13 protein-coding genes are annotated in these 15,177 nt (G+C 66.1%); 8 read left to right on the top strand and 5 right to left on the bottom strand.

Annotation, left to right across the window (positions count from 1 at the left end; genetic code table 11):
- Positions 1-55 precede the first annotated feature (55 nt).
- Together AC4EEO_RS02360 and AC4EEO_RS02355 are read left to right on the top strand one after the other, a co-directional pair.
- Positions 56-1,789, top strand: coding sequence for a bifunctional 3'-5' exonuclease/DNA polymerase (locus AC4EEO_RS02360; protein ID WP_491339783.1), 1,734 nt, complete (start codon positions 56-58; stop codon positions 1,787-1,789).
- Positions 1,790-1,909: 120 nt separating this feature from the next.
- Positions 1,910-2,131, top strand: coding sequence for a YegP family protein (locus tag AC4EEO_RS02355; protein ID WP_165838005.1), 222 nt, complete (start codon positions 1,910-1,912; stop codon positions 2,129-2,131).
- Between the two features lie 3 nt (positions 2,132-2,134).
- Here AC4EEO_RS02355 and AC4EEO_RS02350 read toward each other — a convergent pair whose 3' ends face one another.
- The 3 genes from AC4EEO_RS02350 to AC4EEO_RS02340 all read right to left on the bottom strand — a co-directional run bounded on the left by AC4EEO_RS02350 (position 2,135) and on the right by AC4EEO_RS02340 (position 5,063).
- Complete coding sequence (locus tag AC4EEO_RS02350; protein WP_109045161.1) at positions 2,135-2,812, bottom strand: NUDIX hydrolase; 678 nt, start codon at positions 2,810-2,812, stop codon at positions 2,135-2,137.
- A complete protein-coding gene (gene nth, locus AC4EEO_RS02345; protein WP_491330860.1) occupies positions 2,809-3,603 on the bottom strand; it encodes an endonuclease III in 795 nt (264 codons plus the stop codon). Before nth ends, AC4EEO_RS02350 begins: the two co-directional genes overlap by 4 nt.
- 83 nt (positions 3,604-3,686) lie before the next feature.
- The gene (locus tag AC4EEO_RS02340; RefSeq protein WP_133830622.1) at positions 3,687-5,063 is read right to left on the bottom strand and encodes a hypothetical protein; all 1,377 of its coding nucleotides are present in this window, start codon (positions 5,061-5,063) and stop codon (positions 3,687-3,689) included.
- A 394-nt stretch (positions 5,064-5,457) separates the two neighbouring features.
- Between AC4EEO_RS02340 and acs the strand changes: the two genes are divergently transcribed.
- The 5 genes from acs (at position 5,458) to AC4EEO_RS02315 (ending at position 11,817) form a co-directional block, all read left to right on the top strand.
- Entirely contained in the window at positions 5,458-7,479 is a 2,022-nt protein-coding gene (gene acs / locus AC4EEO_RS02335) for an acetate--CoA ligase (protein WP_491339782.1), read from the top strand.
- 205 nt (positions 7,480-7,684) lie between these two features.
- Positions 7,685-8,995 (top strand): ABC transporter substrate-binding protein, encoded by a 1,311-nt coding sequence (locus tag AC4EEO_RS02330; RefSeq protein WP_133830623.1) that lies wholly within the window; start codon positions 7,685-7,687, stop codon positions 8,993-8,995.
- A gap of 89 nt (positions 8,996-9,084) precedes the next feature.
- Positions 9,085-10,059, top strand: coding sequence for a carbohydrate ABC transporter permease (locus tag AC4EEO_RS02325; RefSeq protein ID WP_133830624.1), 975 nt, complete (start codon positions 9,085-9,087; stop codon positions 10,057-10,059).
- On the top strand, positions 10,056-10,970 hold the full coding sequence (locus AC4EEO_RS02320) for a carbohydrate ABC transporter permease (RefSeq protein WP_109045156.1): 915 nt from the start codon (positions 10,056-10,058) through the stop codon (positions 10,968-10,970). Before AC4EEO_RS02325 ends, AC4EEO_RS02320 begins: the two co-directional genes overlap by 4 nt.
- A 55-nt stretch (positions 10,971-11,025) precedes the next feature.
- Entirely contained in the window at positions 11,026-11,817 is a 792-nt protein-coding gene (locus AC4EEO_RS02315; protein ID WP_018761849.1) for a DeoR/GlpR family DNA-binding transcription regulator, read from the top strand.
- A 3-nt stretch (positions 11,818-11,820) separates the two neighbouring features.
- Here the strand turns inward: AC4EEO_RS02315 and AC4EEO_RS02310 are convergent, their stop codons facing one another.
- The gene (locus AC4EEO_RS02310) at positions 11,821-12,849 is read right to left on the bottom strand and encodes a LacI family DNA-binding transcriptional regulator (protein WP_491339781.1); all 1,029 of its coding nucleotides are present in this window, start codon (positions 12,847-12,849) and stop codon (positions 11,821-11,823) included.
- Positions 12,850-12,854: 5 nt separating this feature from the next.
- A complete protein-coding gene (locus AC4EEO_RS02305) occupies positions 12,855-14,057 on the bottom strand; it encodes a Gfo/Idh/MocA family protein (RefSeq protein WP_491340385.1) in 1,203 nt (400 codons plus the stop codon).
- 182 nt (positions 14,058-14,239) lie between these two features.
- Between AC4EEO_RS02305 and AC4EEO_RS02300 the strand changes: the two genes are divergently transcribed.
- On the top strand, positions 14,240-15,172 hold the full coding sequence (locus tag AC4EEO_RS02300) for a carbohydrate ABC transporter permease (RefSeq protein WP_491340384.1): 933 nt from the start codon (positions 14,240-14,242) through the stop codon (positions 15,170-15,172).
- Positions 15,173-15,177 lie beyond the last annotated feature (5 nt).

The raw sequence follows: 15,177 nt of genomic DNA, 5'->3' as shown, positions 1-15,177 counted from the left end.
CTGTATGTGGACAACGTGCGTCGGGGCAGCTCCGCGGACAGGGCAGAATTGGAGCATGTACCTGCTGCTCGCCGCCCATTCCCGCGGCGCGGTACTCCAGCAACTGACGCAGGCGGGACATCCCGAACCGGCCAATCCGGAACCCCGGCCCGTGGCACTGACGGACCTTGCCGCCGTCGTCCGCGACCTGGAAGCCCGGCGCCCCGGCGGCCGGCCGCCACGCTGGATTTGGCACCGGACGCAGGACTGGTATCCCGCACTGCTCAAATCCGGGGTGGAGGTGGAGCGTTGCTATGACGTCAGCCTCTGCGGCAACATCCTGGCCTTTTCGCAGTTCAGCGCGCACACGGAGTATGCCCGGAACACGGACCGGGTCCCCGTGGAGGATCCGACGCTGCCCCCGAAGGCACTGCTGCCGCCGCGTCCCCCGGCGGACCAGGGCGCATTGTTCGAAGACCCCAACGCCGGTGCCGCGCCCGGCGTGTCCCTGGACGAGCTGCGAGCCGAATACGCGGCCCAGCAGGCCGCCATGGCTGCGGTAGACACGGCGGAAAACCGCCGGAACCGGCTCCAGCTGCTGCTGGCGGCGGAGTCAGCGGGCGCCATGGTGGCTGCGGAGATGCAGCATACTGGCGTCCCCTGGCGCGAAGACCTGCACGAACACATCCTGTCAGGCCACCTGGGGTCCCGGCCCGCCGCCGGACAGCGTCCGCCCAGGCTCGAAGCGTTGGCGGCGGAACTGCGTGGCCTGCTCAACGCTCCCGGACTCAATCCGGATTCGCCGCAGGACTTGATGCGGGCCCTGCACCGCAAGGGAATCGAGGTGAAGAGCACTCGGAAATGGGAGCTGAGGGAGTCCAGCCACCCGGTCATTGAGCCGCTGCTGGAGTACAAGAGCCTGTCGCGGCTGCACACGGCCAACGGTTGGTCCTGGTTGGATGCCTGGGTGGACGGCGGCCGGTTCCGGCCGGAATACGTCGTGGGTGGCGTGGTCTCGGGCCGCTGGGCTTCCCGCGGCGGCGGCGCCCTGCAGATTCCACGCCAGGTCCGCGGTGCCGTGCACGCCGATCCCGGCCACAAGCTCATCGTTGCGGACGCCTCGCAGCTCGAACCCCGGGTTCTGGCGGCCCTCGCACAGGACTCGTCCATGGCGGAAGCGGCCCGGGACCAGGACCTCTATGCCGGGATTGCCGCCAAGGGATTCGGCGGGGACCGGGCCAAGGCGAAGATGGCGCTGCTGGGCGCAATGTATGGTGCCACGTCCGGTGAAGCAGGCCGGCTGATGCCGCAGCTGGCGCGCATCTATCCCCGCGCCGTCGACTTCGTGGAGCGGGCTGCACGTGCGGGCGAAGCCGGTGGAACGGTCACTACCAGGCTGGGCCGGAGCAGCCCTCCCCCGTCCGAGCGCTGGTACCAAAGCCAGCGTTCGTCGACAGCGGAGGAGCAACGGCGGGCTGAGTCGATCGCCCGGTCGCGGGGCCGTTTCACGCGGAACTTCGTGGTCCAGGGCTCGGCGGCGGACTGGGCGGCGTGCTGGCTGGCGGAATTACGACGACGGTTGCGCACCTTGCGGGCTGACGGCGCGGTGGGGAGCGGGGCCGGCCGGCCCGAGCTGGTGTTCTTCCTCCACGACGAAGTGATGGTGCACGCGCCGGCAGGGCGGGTGGAGGCGTGCATCGCCGCCATCGAGGAAGCGGCCAGCGCCGCCAGGGAACTGTTGTTTGGCCCAATACCGGTGGAGTTTCCGGTGAGCCTTGCCGTGGTGGATTCCTACGACCGTGCCAAATAGGGCGCCTGAGGTTCGGCAAAAAACACGCCTTTGAGACGCAAAGTAACCTACCGGGCGGTAGCTCGACGGGTGCGGTGACGGCGGTTACAGTCAAAATGGCTGAAGCAGATCCGGTCACTGATGCAACGACGCATACCAGGGAGGTCCCCGTCCATGGCGGGAAGATTTGAAATACACCGTGTTGGGGACGAGTCCTACCGGCTGCGGCTTACAGACGCCGAAGGGAATATCGTCGCGGTTTCTCCGACTTTTCCATCCCTGACGATGCTGCGGGACGGCATCAAGGCAATGCGGGAGAATGCCGCCACGGGCATTGTCGTGGACTTGCGCCGGCAGGCCTGACGCCTAAACCGCCACCGGGTGCAGCCGGTTCCGGTCCCACGGGACGGACCAGCCGAGCTGGTCGAACAGCCCGCTGAGCACAATGCCGGTGAACCCCCATACCAGCACGCCGTTGACGGTGAAGGCCGGGCTGTCGAACGTGCGGCCCGCCCGGTGGACGGTGGCCATCACCCGGTTGTCGGGGTCCAGCAGGTCCCGGACCGGGACGCGGAACACTTGGGCTGATTCACCGTAGTCCACCACCCGGACCGGTGACGGAGCATGCCACCAGGCGAGGACCGGCGTCACCAGGAAGTTGCTGTGCGCCAGGCCCAACTCCTGGAGGGTGCCCAGGACCTCCACGCCGGCCGAGTCCAGACCGGTTTCCTCCTCGGCCTCCCTCAGCGCAGCCGCCACGGGTGTCTCGTCCCGGTCGATGCTGCCGCCGGGGAACGCCACCTGCCCCGGGTGGGACCCCAGGGTATGGGCCCGTTCCAGGAGAAGGACGTCCAGGTCGGCCGCGGCCAACGGCTTGCCGGACGCCGCGGGGACGTCGTCGAGCACGCCGAAAAGCATGAGGACGGCGGCCCTGCGGGCGCGCTCTACATCCACGGTCAGCGCCGCCCAGCGCGGGTCCGGGGGGCCGGCGGTTCCCGATTCGGCCTGCCGGACCAGCCTGGCGAGGTCTTCGCGCGCGCTCACGGGGTCCTCACCTGGGACGCCATCCGGATCTCGGCGGCCCGGTGCTGCTCTGACAGGTACTGCTCCAGCAGGGCTTCGCTGCCGGGCGCCAACTCATATTTCAGGAGCTTGGCCGCCTTCGCCGGGTCCGTCTCTCCCATGCCATAGGAGGGGCACCAGTTGGCCACGGGGCAGGCACCGCAGGCCGGCTTGCGGGCGTGGCATACGCGCCGGCCGTGGAAGATGACCCGGTGGGACAGCATGGTCCAGTCCTTGCGCTCGAAGAGCCTGGCCACGTCCTGTTCGATCTGTACGGGATCCTCGGACTGCGTCCAGCCGAACCTTTTGGTGAGGCGGGCGAAGTGGGTGTCCACAGAGATGCCCGGGACGCCGAAGGCGTTGCCCAGGACTACGTTGGCCGTCTTGCGTCCGACGCCGGGCAACGTGACCAGGTCCTTCATCCGGCCCGGAACCTCGCCGTCGAAGTCGTCCACAAGGCGCGTGCACAGCGCAAGGACGTTCTTGGCTTTGGCCCGGAAGAATCCGGTGGGCTTAAGGATGGTTTCCAGCTCCACCGGATCCGCTTCCGCCAGGGAACGGGCGTCAGGCCAGCGCGCGAACAGCACTTTGGTGACCTGGTTGACGGTGACGTCCGTGGTCTGGGCGGACAGCACGGTTGCCACGAGCAGTTCGAAGGGGTTGCGGAAATCGAGCTCCGCGTGGGCGTAGGGGTATTTTTCCGCCAGCGCCTTGTGGATGCGCCGCGCCCGCCGTTTCAGTGCCAGCAAGGATTCTGCCGGGACCACGGGCATGCCGGGAACCTGGTCTTTGTTCGCGGTTTGCCCGGCGGGGTCGTTCCCGCCGGGCATGGCCGCACGGAGCCCGGCCATGGGCGTCAGCCGCGCTCGATGTTGCTGAGGTCGCGCAGGATGCCCAGCCGGCCGTCAGTGTGCTGGACCAGGAACTCGTGTCCCCGGTCTTCCAGTGCCAGCACCCACCCGCCGGGTTCGATGACGAAGGCAGGCGCCCCGGTCCGGGGATCAAAGGCGGTGCGGTGCTGCGCCACGGCAAACCAGAAGGCCTCGTGGGCAGGCTGTGCGTCCGCCTCGTCGTGGCGGGCAGTGGGGTCCACGGTTGCGCCGATGGGCTCTTCGGGCCGGACCTGCTGGTGCACCGCGGTGGCGGCCGGTGGCTCCCAGGCCGGCTGCGGGGCACCCGCCGCCGGAGCAGCGGCTGCGCGCGTTTCCTCCGCCGCGGGCGTCGCTGCGGGACGGACGACGTCGGCTGCCTGGGTTTCCTCCGCCGCGGGCGTCGCAGCAGGACGGACGACGTCGGCTGCCTGGGTGGGCGGCCCGGCATCCACCTCGCGGGTACGGTCCAAGACCTCCGGTGCGGTGGACACCGGAGTGGAGGATGCCGGCGCGGAAGGAGCAGGTGCCGAGCCGGAAGGAGCAGGGGCAGGCGCTGCAGCAGCCGAGGCGGGCACGGCGGCCGTGGCGGGCGGCTGCCCGCTGCCGGCAGGTTCGTGGCTGGCGCCTCCCGGCTGGATCGCGGATGACCCGGCGCCTCCGCTGCCAAAAACGCCTGCACCCTTGAGTCCGAACCCGGTCTTGGACTGGGCGGAGCCGGACTCCGGCTTTGCTGGCTTGGGGGCGCGGGGCTTCCGCACCGGCACAGCGGCTTCGCGCGCCACGATATGGGCCGGTTCATCGGCCCGGCCTTTGAAATCACCGGCGAGGTAGGGGATGAAGCGGCCGAGGACCGTGGCGGCGAACAGGACGAGGGAGCCGATCAGGCCCACCAGCAGGCTGGTGGCATAGGCGCCGGCAACCGACAGGAAGAAAAAGGCGACGGCGAAGGAGGCCACTACCGAGGCGAACTGGTCGATAGACAGCGACCCCACCCGGATTTTAGTGCCCGGCACCAGGCGGCGTGCAGCGAACAGCGCGCTGGCGATCAGCGGCAGGATGATGCCCAGCCCCAGGAAGAACAGGTTGTTGAGGTTCCACAGGTTGTAGCGGGCGCCGAACAGTGGCAGCAGGGATGCGACGAAAAGGATCAGGGTGCCGGCGAAAACTGCAAGGTCGCGTACCGTGAACGGACCGAGCACTGCCTGGTTGGCGTTCGGGTCAATCTTCCCCGCGGCCGCCTTCTGAGCTGCAGCGGTGCTGCCGGCAGGGTTTTGGTTGCCTGGTCCCCCGGCTGACCCGGAGCCGCCGGGTCCCGCTTGGGTGTGCGGGGCCGTTCGCTGGCCGAAGCTCTGCTGGTTCATTCTGCTCTCCTTAGCGTGGCGGCACCGGGCCCGTGCGGACCCGAAAACTGTGCCGTCTTGACATGCGGTCCGGCTCCGGCCCGGCACGGTCCATGCCTGGCCGGAGCGGTCCGAAGTGAAGTCACAATTCCATCTCAGCCTAGTCAACAGCCAAGCTGATCACTAGCTGGCACAGGGCCGCCGGAGTGGCCTGCACACCATTCACCGCTTAACAAATGCCGTTCGCTGGCGCATCTGTGACGGCGGGCACATTGGGTCCGCGGCAAGCATTAGGCTTGGTTGCGGAACAGCTCTTTGCGGTATGTCCGTCCCGGCTGGAGCCCAGTGCCGCGCCAACGGCGGGCCCTGCGGTGACGGCATCCCGCGGCGACGATCGATGAATGATGAGGTTCATATGTCCCAGGACACCCCCAGCTCCACGGCCACGGTTCCGTCGGATTCCGCCCCGGCCGCAGCCCAGTCCGGCCAGCAGGGTGACGCTTTCGCGAACCTGCTGCACGAGACCCGGGCCTTCCCTCCCAGCGCCGAGTTTGCAGCCGGTGCCGTCGCCACGGCAGCCGAGTACGACGATGCCAACGCGGACCGGCCGGCGTTTTGGGCGAAGAAGGCCCGGGAGCTGCTGACCTGGTCCAAGGACTTCACGCAGGCGCTGGACTGGTCTGATCCGCCGTTCGCGAAATGGTTCGTTGGCGGCGAAATCAACGCCGCGTACAACGCGCTGGACCGGCACGTGGAGGCCGGCAACGGTGACCGGGTGGCCATCCATTTCGAGGGTGAACCCGGCGACACCCGCGCGTACACCTATGCGGAGCTGACCGAAGAGGTGAAGAAGGCGGCCAACGCCTTCGAGTCCTTGGGCGTTGCCAAGGGTGACCGGGTGGCGGTGTACCTGCCGATGATCCCGGAGGCCGTGATCACGCTGCTGGCATGTGCCCGGATCGGCGCGGTGCATTCGGTGGTGTTCGGCGGTTTCTCGGCCGAGGCGCTCCGTTCCCGGATCGACGACGCCGAGGCCAAGCTGGTGGTGACCGCTGACGGCACCTACCGGCGCGGCAAGCCCAGCCCGCTGAAGCCGGCCGTCGACGATGCCCTGGCCCACGACGGCCACACCGTGCAGAACGTGGTGGTGGTCAAGCGCAACGGCCAGGACGTGGACTGGCACGAGGGACGGGACCACTGGTGGGCGGATACGGTGGGCGCCGCGTCCGCGGAACACACCGCGGTGGGCCACGATTCCGAGCACCCGCTGTTCATCCTGTACACCTCAGGGACCACAGGGAAGCCCAAGGGGATCCTGCACACCACCGGCGGGTACCTCACCCAGGGCGCATACACGCACAAGGCCGTGTTCGACCTGCACCCCAAAACGGACGTCTACTGGTGCACGGCCGACGTCGGCTGGATCACCGGCCACTCGTATGTTGCCTACGCCCCGCTCATCAACGGCGCCACCCAGGTCATCTACGAGGGCACCCCGGACTCCCCGCACCAGGGCCGATGGTGGGAGATCGTGGAAAAGTACAAGGTCTCCATCCTCTACACCGCCCCTACCGCCATCCGCACCTTCATGAAGTGGGGCGCCGAGATCCCGGGCAAGTACGATCTGTCCTCGATCCGCGTCCTGGGCTCGGTGGGCGAGTCGATCAACCCCGAGGCCTGGATGTGGTACCGCAAGGTGATCGGCGGGGACAAGGCGCCGATTGTGGACACTTGGTGGCAGACAGAGACCGGCGCCCAGATGATCGCTCCGCTGCCGGGTGTCACCGCCACCAAGCCCGGCTCGGCCCAGGTCCCGCTGCCCGGCATTGCCGTGGACGTGGTGGACGAGATGGGCCAGTCCGTTCCCGACGGCCACGGCGGCTTCCTGGTAATCCGCGAACCCTGGCCATCCATGCTGCGTGGCATCTGGGGGGACCCCGAGCGGTTCAAGGACACGTACTGGTCCCGGTTTGAAAACATGTACTTCGCCGGGGACGGGGCCAAGAAGGATGAGGACGGGGACATCTGGCTCCTGGGCCGGGTGGACGACGTCATGAACGTCTCCGGGCACCGGCTCTCCACCACGGAGATCGAGTCCGCCCTGGTGTCCCATCCCGCCGTGGCGGAGGCCGCCGTCGTGGGCGCCTCGGACGAGACCACCGGCCAGGCCGTCGTCGCGTTCGTCATCCTCCGCGGCGATGCCGTGAACAACGGCGATGCCACCGTCCAGGAACTGCGCAACCATGTGGGCAAGGAAATCGGCCCGATCGCCAAACCAAAGAACATCCTGGTGGTCCCCGAGCTGCCCAAGACCCGATCCGGGAAGATTATGCGGCGCCTCCTCAAGGACGTTGCGGAAGGCCGCGACCCGGGTGACGCCACCACGCTTTCCGACCCCACGATCATGCAGCAGATCGCGCAGTCGCTCAGAAAGTAACACTGGCTTAGCATCGAGCCGGGAACCATCGGACGGCCCCATTTCCCCCGCCATCACGGGGAAGGCGGGGCCGTCCGCATTTGTGACGATTCAAAAAAATCAACGCGCAAAATGTTATTTACCGTTCTTCCATGTTCGCTTTTGCGAGGTTATAGTCAGCGTATGTGAGGTGCCTCACACGCGGCTATTTTTCAAGGGAGAGAACATGGCTTCACAGTTTGATGCGTCCGCCACCGCATTTCCGAGCAGGCGGACCATCCTCAAGACGGTCGGCGTAGGAGCGGTTGGCCTGGCCGGCATCCCGTTCCTCGCCGCCTGCACCGGCGGGAGCGCACCGTCGGCAACGGGGTCGGAATCCTCCGGCCTCACTTTCGGCTCCGGGTCCTCGGACGACGTGCCCAAGCGCGCCTACCAGGCCGTGACGGACGCTTTCACCGCCAAGACCGGCAAGACGGTCACCACCAACGTGGTTCCCCACAACGATTTCCAGAACAAGATCAACTCCTACCTGCAGGGCTCCCCCGACGATGCATTCACCTGGTTCGCCGGTTACCGGATGCAGTACTACGCGGGCAAGGGACTGCTGGCACCTATCGACGATGTCTGGCAGACCGTCGGTGCCAACTATTCGGACGCCTTGAAAAAGGCGTCCACCGGCCCTGACGGGAAGATGTACTTCGTTCCGAATTACAACTACCCGTGGGGGTTCTTCTACCGGAAGAGCCTCTGGACCGAAAAGGGCTACCAGGTACCGGCAACGTTCGATGACCTCAAGGCGCTGGCCACGAAAATGAAGGCTGACGGGTTGATTCCCATCGGCTTTGCCGACAAGGACGGCTGGCCGGCCATGGGCACGTTCGACTACATCAACATGCGGCTCAACGGGTACCAGTTCCACGTGGACCTCTGCGCCCACAAGGAGTCCTGGGACCAGAAGAAAGTCAGCGACGTCTTTGACACCTGGAAGGCACTCCTGCCGTTCCAGGACCCGGGAGCCCTGGGCCAGACCTGGCAGGACGCCGCAAAGGCCCTGGGGGAGAAGAAAACCGGGATGTACCTGCTTGGTTCCTTCGTCACCCAGCAGTTCACCGACCCCACGGTCCTGGCCGACATCGATTTCTTCGCTTTCCCCGAGATCGCCATGGAAGGCAGGGACTCTGTCGAAGCCCCCATCGACGGACTGCTGTTGTCCAAGAAGGGCGGGGACAACAAGGCAGCCCGCGACTTCCTTGCGTTCCTCGGCACACCGGAGGCGCAGAATGCGTACGCCAAGGTGGACTCGTCAAACATCGCCACCGCCAAGGGCGCGGACACCTCATCGTTCACGCCCCTGAACAAGAAATGTGCCGACACCATTGCGGGTGCGAAGAACATCAGCCAGTTCTTTGACCGCGATGCGCTGCCGGCCATGGCCAACAACGTGATGATTCCGGCCCTGCAGACGTTCATCAAGGACGGCACCATGGACGTCAAAAACCTTGAGGCCCAGGCCAAGACGCTGTACGCAGCGCAGTAGTTCCGCCCACGGAACGGCGACGGCGGCGCTTGGCGTGCGCCGTCGTCGTTCCCCCTCCTGCATCCGGACCAAGCAAGGGGAAGAATCCCATGAGCAGCACCGCACAAGAATTGATTCCGCCGGAGTCCAGGGACCCGATCGGAGCGCCCACGAAGCGGCGGCCCGGGCGCGGCCGGGTACGCCGCCTGTCCAGCCGGGACAAGCTGGTCCTGGCCCTGATGGTGGGGATTCCCACCCTGATTGAACTGATGCTGGTCTGGCTGCCCATGCTGATGTCCGTCGGGCTGAGCTTCACCCGCTGGAACGGCCTGGACCTGGCCGACCTCCGCCCGGCCGGCACCGACAACTACCAGTTCATCACACAGGACTACCCGCCGTTCTGGCCCGCGGTGCAGCACAACATGCTGTGGTTGCTGTTCCTGGCCCTCATCGCCACCCCGCTGGGCCTGCTGCTGGCCGTACTCCTGGACCAGAACATCCGCGGCAGCAAGATCTACCAGAGCATCTTCTTCGCCCCGGTCATGCTGTCCCTCGCCCTGATCGGCATCATCTGGCAACTGTTCTACCAGCGTGACAACGGCCTGCTGAACTTCATCCTGGGAACGGCGGGGACGCCGCAGGCTGTGGACTGGTTCGGCGATTCGTCCGTCAACATCTGGGCCGCCATGATCGCCGCAACCTGGCGCCATGCCGGCTACGTCATGCTGCTCTACCTGGCCGGCCTCAAGGGCGTGGACCCCAGCCTGAAGGAAGCGGCAGCCATCGACGGCGCCTCCGCCACGCAAACCTTCTTCCGCGTGGTCTTCCCGGCCATGCGGCCGATCAACATCGTCATCGTGGTCATCACCATCATCGAGTCCCTCCGCGCCTTCGACGTGGTGTACGTGATCAACCGCGGCACCAACGGCCTGGAAATGCTCAGCGCGCTGGTCATCCAGAACCTCGTGGGCGAAGGCCAGGTGATCGGCGTGGGCTCCGCGCTGGCCGTGGTCCTGCTGGTGATTTCCCTTGTCCCCATCGTTTTCTACCTCAGCCGCACCTTTGGCAAGGAGAACAGAGCATGAGCAATGTTGCAGCCCGGCCCCGGCCGGTTCCCGCAGATGCCGGAACCCGGTCAGGGAGCCGCCCCAAGCGGCACTACGGGACCCACATCTTCCTGACCATCATGGCCATCATGTGGCTGGTCCCGCTTGGCTGGTCCGTCTTCACCGCGCTCAGGCCGGTGGCCTCCACCAACCAGTATGGGTACTTCAGCCTGGCCGGCGCGTTCAACTTCGACAATTTCATCCAGGCCTGGACGCAGGGCGGGTTTTCCACCTACTTCTGGAATTCGGTGATCATCACGGTCCCGGCCGTACTGCTCACCCTGTTCCTCGCCTCGCTTATGGCCTTCGCCGTGAGCCGGGTCAGCTGGAAGTTCAACATCACCCTGCTGATCATGTTCACCGCAGGCAACCTCCTTCCCCCGCAGGTCCTCGCCGCGCCCCTGTTCGAGATGGCCAAGCACCTTACGGTGCCCTACTCGTTCAGCGATTCCGGGAACATGCTCAACACCTACATCATCGTGATCGCCGTGGACACGGCCTTCCAGATGGGGTTCTGCACGTTCGTGCTGTCCAACTACATGAAGGCGCTGTCCGCAGACCTGACCGAAGCGGCGCTGGTGGACGGGGCGGGCATCTGGCGGCAGTACAGGGAAATCATTCTGCCCCTGTGCCGGCCGGCGTTCGCCGCCCTGGGCACGCTGGAAGTCATCTTCATCTACAACGACTACTTCTGGCCCCTGCTCTTCATCCAAAGCGGCAACCGCCTCCCCATCACCACCGCCATCAACAACCTCCAGGGCCAGTTCCTGAACAACTACAACCTCCTGGCGGCTGGTGCGGTCATCACCGTCATCCCCACCCTGATCATCTACCTGCTCCTGCAGCGGCAGTTTGTGGCGGGGCTGACTCTTGGTTCCAGCAAGGGGTAGGCAAAGATGGAACGTGAACGGGACACCGCTCCCTTAGCCGCCCGAAAGGAACTCCATGCTTCCCGCAGCACGTCACCAGGCCATCGTGGACGCCGTCCAGCGGGAGCGGGTGGTCCGTGTGTCAGACCTCGCCCACCAGCTGGGTGTCTCGCTCATGACGGTCCGGCGGGACATCGAGCTGCTGGAGGAGGGCGGCCGGGTGGAGCGGATCCACGGCGGTGCCAAGCTCCCCGGCGGTGCAACCACCCATGAGCCCGGCTTTGAACTGAAGTCGACCCAGCTGCCGGCCGAGAAGCGCGCCATTGCGGCCGAGGCGGCGCGGATGGTGCATGAGGGCATGGCGGTGGGCCTCAGCGCCGGCACCACCACCTGGGCGCTGGCCCAGGAACTGGCCAAGGGGCCACGGATCACGGTGGTGACCAACTCCGTGCGCATTGCGGACCTGTTCCACCACGGGGCGGCTTCCGGGGCTGCCCGCTACGGTTCAACCGTGATCCTGATCGGGGGCGAGCGCACGCCGTCGGACGCCCTGGTGGGGCCGATTGCCACCGCGGCACTGAAACAGCTGCATCTGGACTTGCTGTTCCTGGGCGTGCACGGCATGGATCCGGAAGCAGGATTCACCACTCCCAACCTCCTGGAGGCGGAGACCGACCGGGCCTTCGTGGCGGCGTCCCGGAAGCTGGTGGTGGTGGCGGACCACACCAAGTGGGGTACGCAGGGCATGAGCACCATCGCCGCGCTGGAGGAAGCTGACGAGGTCATCAGTGATGCCGGCCTCAGCGCGGACGCCCGCCGGATCCTGCAGGAGAGCGTCAGCCGGCTGCGGATCGCTGCGCCGGCCTAGCTCCTACGGGCAGCCGCAGGACTGGCGGATGCGCAGCGTAGTGGGGAAGATCCGGTGCCGCGGTTTCCCGCCGCGGCCGGCTTCCAGCAGCGCCCCGACGGCGGCTTCGGCCATGGCCACCACCGGCTGCTCCACGGTGGTCAGCGGCGGCCAGGAGTATTCCGAGTCCGCCGATCCGTCAAAGGACGCGATGGCGATGTCGCCCGGAACCGAGAGGCCCGCCTCGTGGATGGCGCGGAGGAGTCCGATGCCCTGCATGTCGGACGTGGCAAAGATGGCGGTGGGCCGGTTCACCGATGCCAGCAGCCGCTGCCCGGCGGTATACCCACCCGGCCTGGTGAAGGCGCTGTAGGCGATGGGGCCTTCCGGCAGGCCTGCCTCCTGGAGCGCCTCGCGCCAGCCCAGTTCGCGGCCGTCGGTGGAGCCGGAGACGTTGGTGCCCATCGCCAGCCCGATATTGGTGTGCCCATGGCCGATAAGGTGTTCCACCGCGATCCTGGCTCCTGTTGCCAGATCCACGCCGACGCTGTTGAACCCGGGCGCATCGCGCTCCTGGTTCAACAGCACCGCCGGGATGTCCGCGGTCTCCAGGACTTCAAGGTCCGGTTCGAAGAGGACGCTGGCGAGCAGCACCCCGTCCACCTGCCGGGCGGCGAGGTTGCGGACGTTCCGCCGCTCCTTGGCCAGGTTCCCGTCCGAGTTGCTCAGGACCAGGGCATAGCCAAGGGCGGCGGCCGCGTCCTCCACCGCGTGGGAGAACAACGAGAAGAAGGGGTTGGCGATATCCGGGACAATGAGCCCCAGCGTCTCGCTGGACCCCAGCTTGAGCGCCCTGGCAGCGGCATTGGGCCGGTAGCCGAGGACGCGGATGGCGTCCTGGACTTTGGCTTCGGTGGCGGGGGCCACCTTCTTGGGACCTCCGTTGACCACGTAGCTGACGACGGCGGTGCTGACGCCCGCGAACCGGGCAACATCCTTGCGCGTCACCGGCCCGCGCGGGGACGGCACAGCCGAAGTGGTCATGGAGTACATGCTAGCTACCAGGTGGCGGGCGCGTCGCCGAAGTCACGGATGGGCAGCCGCGCGCCGTTTTGCCGTGCCGATTCGTGGGCCACGATCCCGGGAAGCGTGAACCGGGCGGCAACCCAGGCATTAACGGGCGGCAGCGAGCGGTTGTTCACCGCGGTGACGAAGTCGTCCACCAGGAAATGGTGGCTGCCCTCATGCCCGTTGGGTGCGCCGTGGAACTCCGCGGGCAGCCGTGTTGCGTCGTGCACCGGGGCGAGTCCCGACACGAAGGCGTCCCGGAGTTCGGGGGCGACGTTGGCCAGCGACGGATCGTCCAGCGGAATGCTGGGCCGGGTTTCCATCTGTTCGGAGATGTCGTGGACGTCTTGTTTGTCCTGCCACACGGTGACCTTGGCGAGCTGTTCGAAGCTGGCCTCGGTGCCGAAGAACCGGAACCTGGATTCGCGGATGTGGGAGGGGTAGCCCACCCGGCGCATTTCGTTGGTGCGCATGGCGCCGCCGTCGTTCAGTTCGAAGAGCGCGGTGGCGTTGGAAAGGTCGTTGCCGAACATGCTGACGTCCTTGTCGAAGACGCCGTCGTTCCGCTGGTCCCTGACCCCGACGCAGCTGACGCTGACAGCATGTGCCGGAAGGGCTCCGAGTACGCCGCCGATCGCGTGCGTGGGGTAGAGCATGGGCGGGTAGCTGGCGGTTTCTTTCCACCGGTCGCCGCCGCTGTACTGGTAGGCGTCGTAGAACCCCAGGTCCATGTCGTGGACGTAGTCGCCCTCGGAGTAGAAGACCCTGCCGAATTTGCCGGCAGCGTGCTGCTCGCGGGCATAGACAGTGGCGGGGTTGTAGTAGCTGGTTTCACCCATCATGTAGACGTTTCCGGTTTCCCGGACGGCGTCGATGATGCGGGCGATTTCCGCTTCCGAGACTGCCATGGGAACGGCTGAGTAGACGTGCTTGCCGGCGCGGAGCGCCCGTTCCACCAGGGGGCCGTGGGTCCAGCGCTGGGTGAAGATGGCAACGGCGTCGACGTCGGAGGCCAGCACGGCGTCGAAGTCCGCTTCCTGCCCCGCCAGGTTGTACCGTTCGACGGCCTCGGCCGCACGTTCCGGGCGCTCATCGGCCACGTAGACGGCGTGGACACCGGGGTGCAGGTTGAACAGGTGCGCGAACTGGGAGCCGAACTGGCCCGCGCCCACGATGCCGATCGAGAACGTCATTGTCATGCCTTTCATCAGGGAGGTACCTGAGTCTTACATCACTTTCTACTCGAGTCAATATCCGTAAATCGGACAAAACTCCATGAATTTAGGCGGAAATTAACCTCTTGCCACCCTCATATCTACTCGTGTAGATTGTCTCGCAGCCTGTTACTTCCATCACAATCAGGAAAGGGTCGATGATGACCACCCTTACCAGGAACGCCAGCCCGGCAGAGCACGCAGTGCACCGGCCGCTGAAGCGCCGGGGACAAAGTGACCTGAAGATCGCGCTGTTCTTCATCGCTCCCGCCATGATCGGATTTCTCGTCTTTTACCTGGTGCCGACGCTTCGCGGCATCTACCTCAGCTTCACCGAATACAGCATCCTCGGGGACCCCACGTGGATCGGCACCGCCAACTACGAGGCAATCGCCAAAGATCCCCTGTTCTGGAACGCCCTGGCGGTCACCTCGCAGTACGTCCTGATCAACATCGTCCTGCAGACCGCACTGGCCCTGGGACTGGCCCTGCTGATGCACCGGGTGGCCAAGTCAACCTGGATCCGCGGCGCACTCCTGCTGCCGTACCTGATGGCCAACGTGATCGCCGCCCTCCTGTGGTTCTGGCTCCTGGACTACCAGATCGGCATCGTCAACTACTTCATCGAATCCATCGGCCTGCCCAAAGTGGCGTTTTTCGGCAGCGAGGAATGGGCCGTCCCCACCCAGGCGCTCATCAACACATGGCGGCACATGGGCTACACAGCGCTGCTGCTCTTCGCCGGCCTGCAGTCCATCCCCCACCATGTCTACGAGGTGGCCAACCTGGATGGCGCCTCCCCGTGGCAGACGTTCCGCAAAATCACGGTGCCGCTGCTGCGTCCCGTCCTGGTCCTGGTCCTGATCGTCACCGTCATCGGCTCCTTCCAGGTCTTCGACACCGTGGCCGTGACCACCATGGGCGGCCCGGTCAACGCCAGCCGGGTGCTGCAGTTCTACATCTACCAAAAGGCCTTCACGGAATCGGACTTCGGATACGGCTCCGCCCTGGCAGTCATCCTCTTCGTCATCCTCGCCCTGGTGGCCTTCATCCAGATGAAGTTCCTCAAGGGCAACGAATCAGACCTGGACTAAGGACA

This window comes from Pseudarthrobacter sp. MOO13, assembly GCF_058267655.1.
Note: the sequence above shows the minus strand (reverse complement) of the source record. Positions and strands in the feature narration are given on the sequence as shown.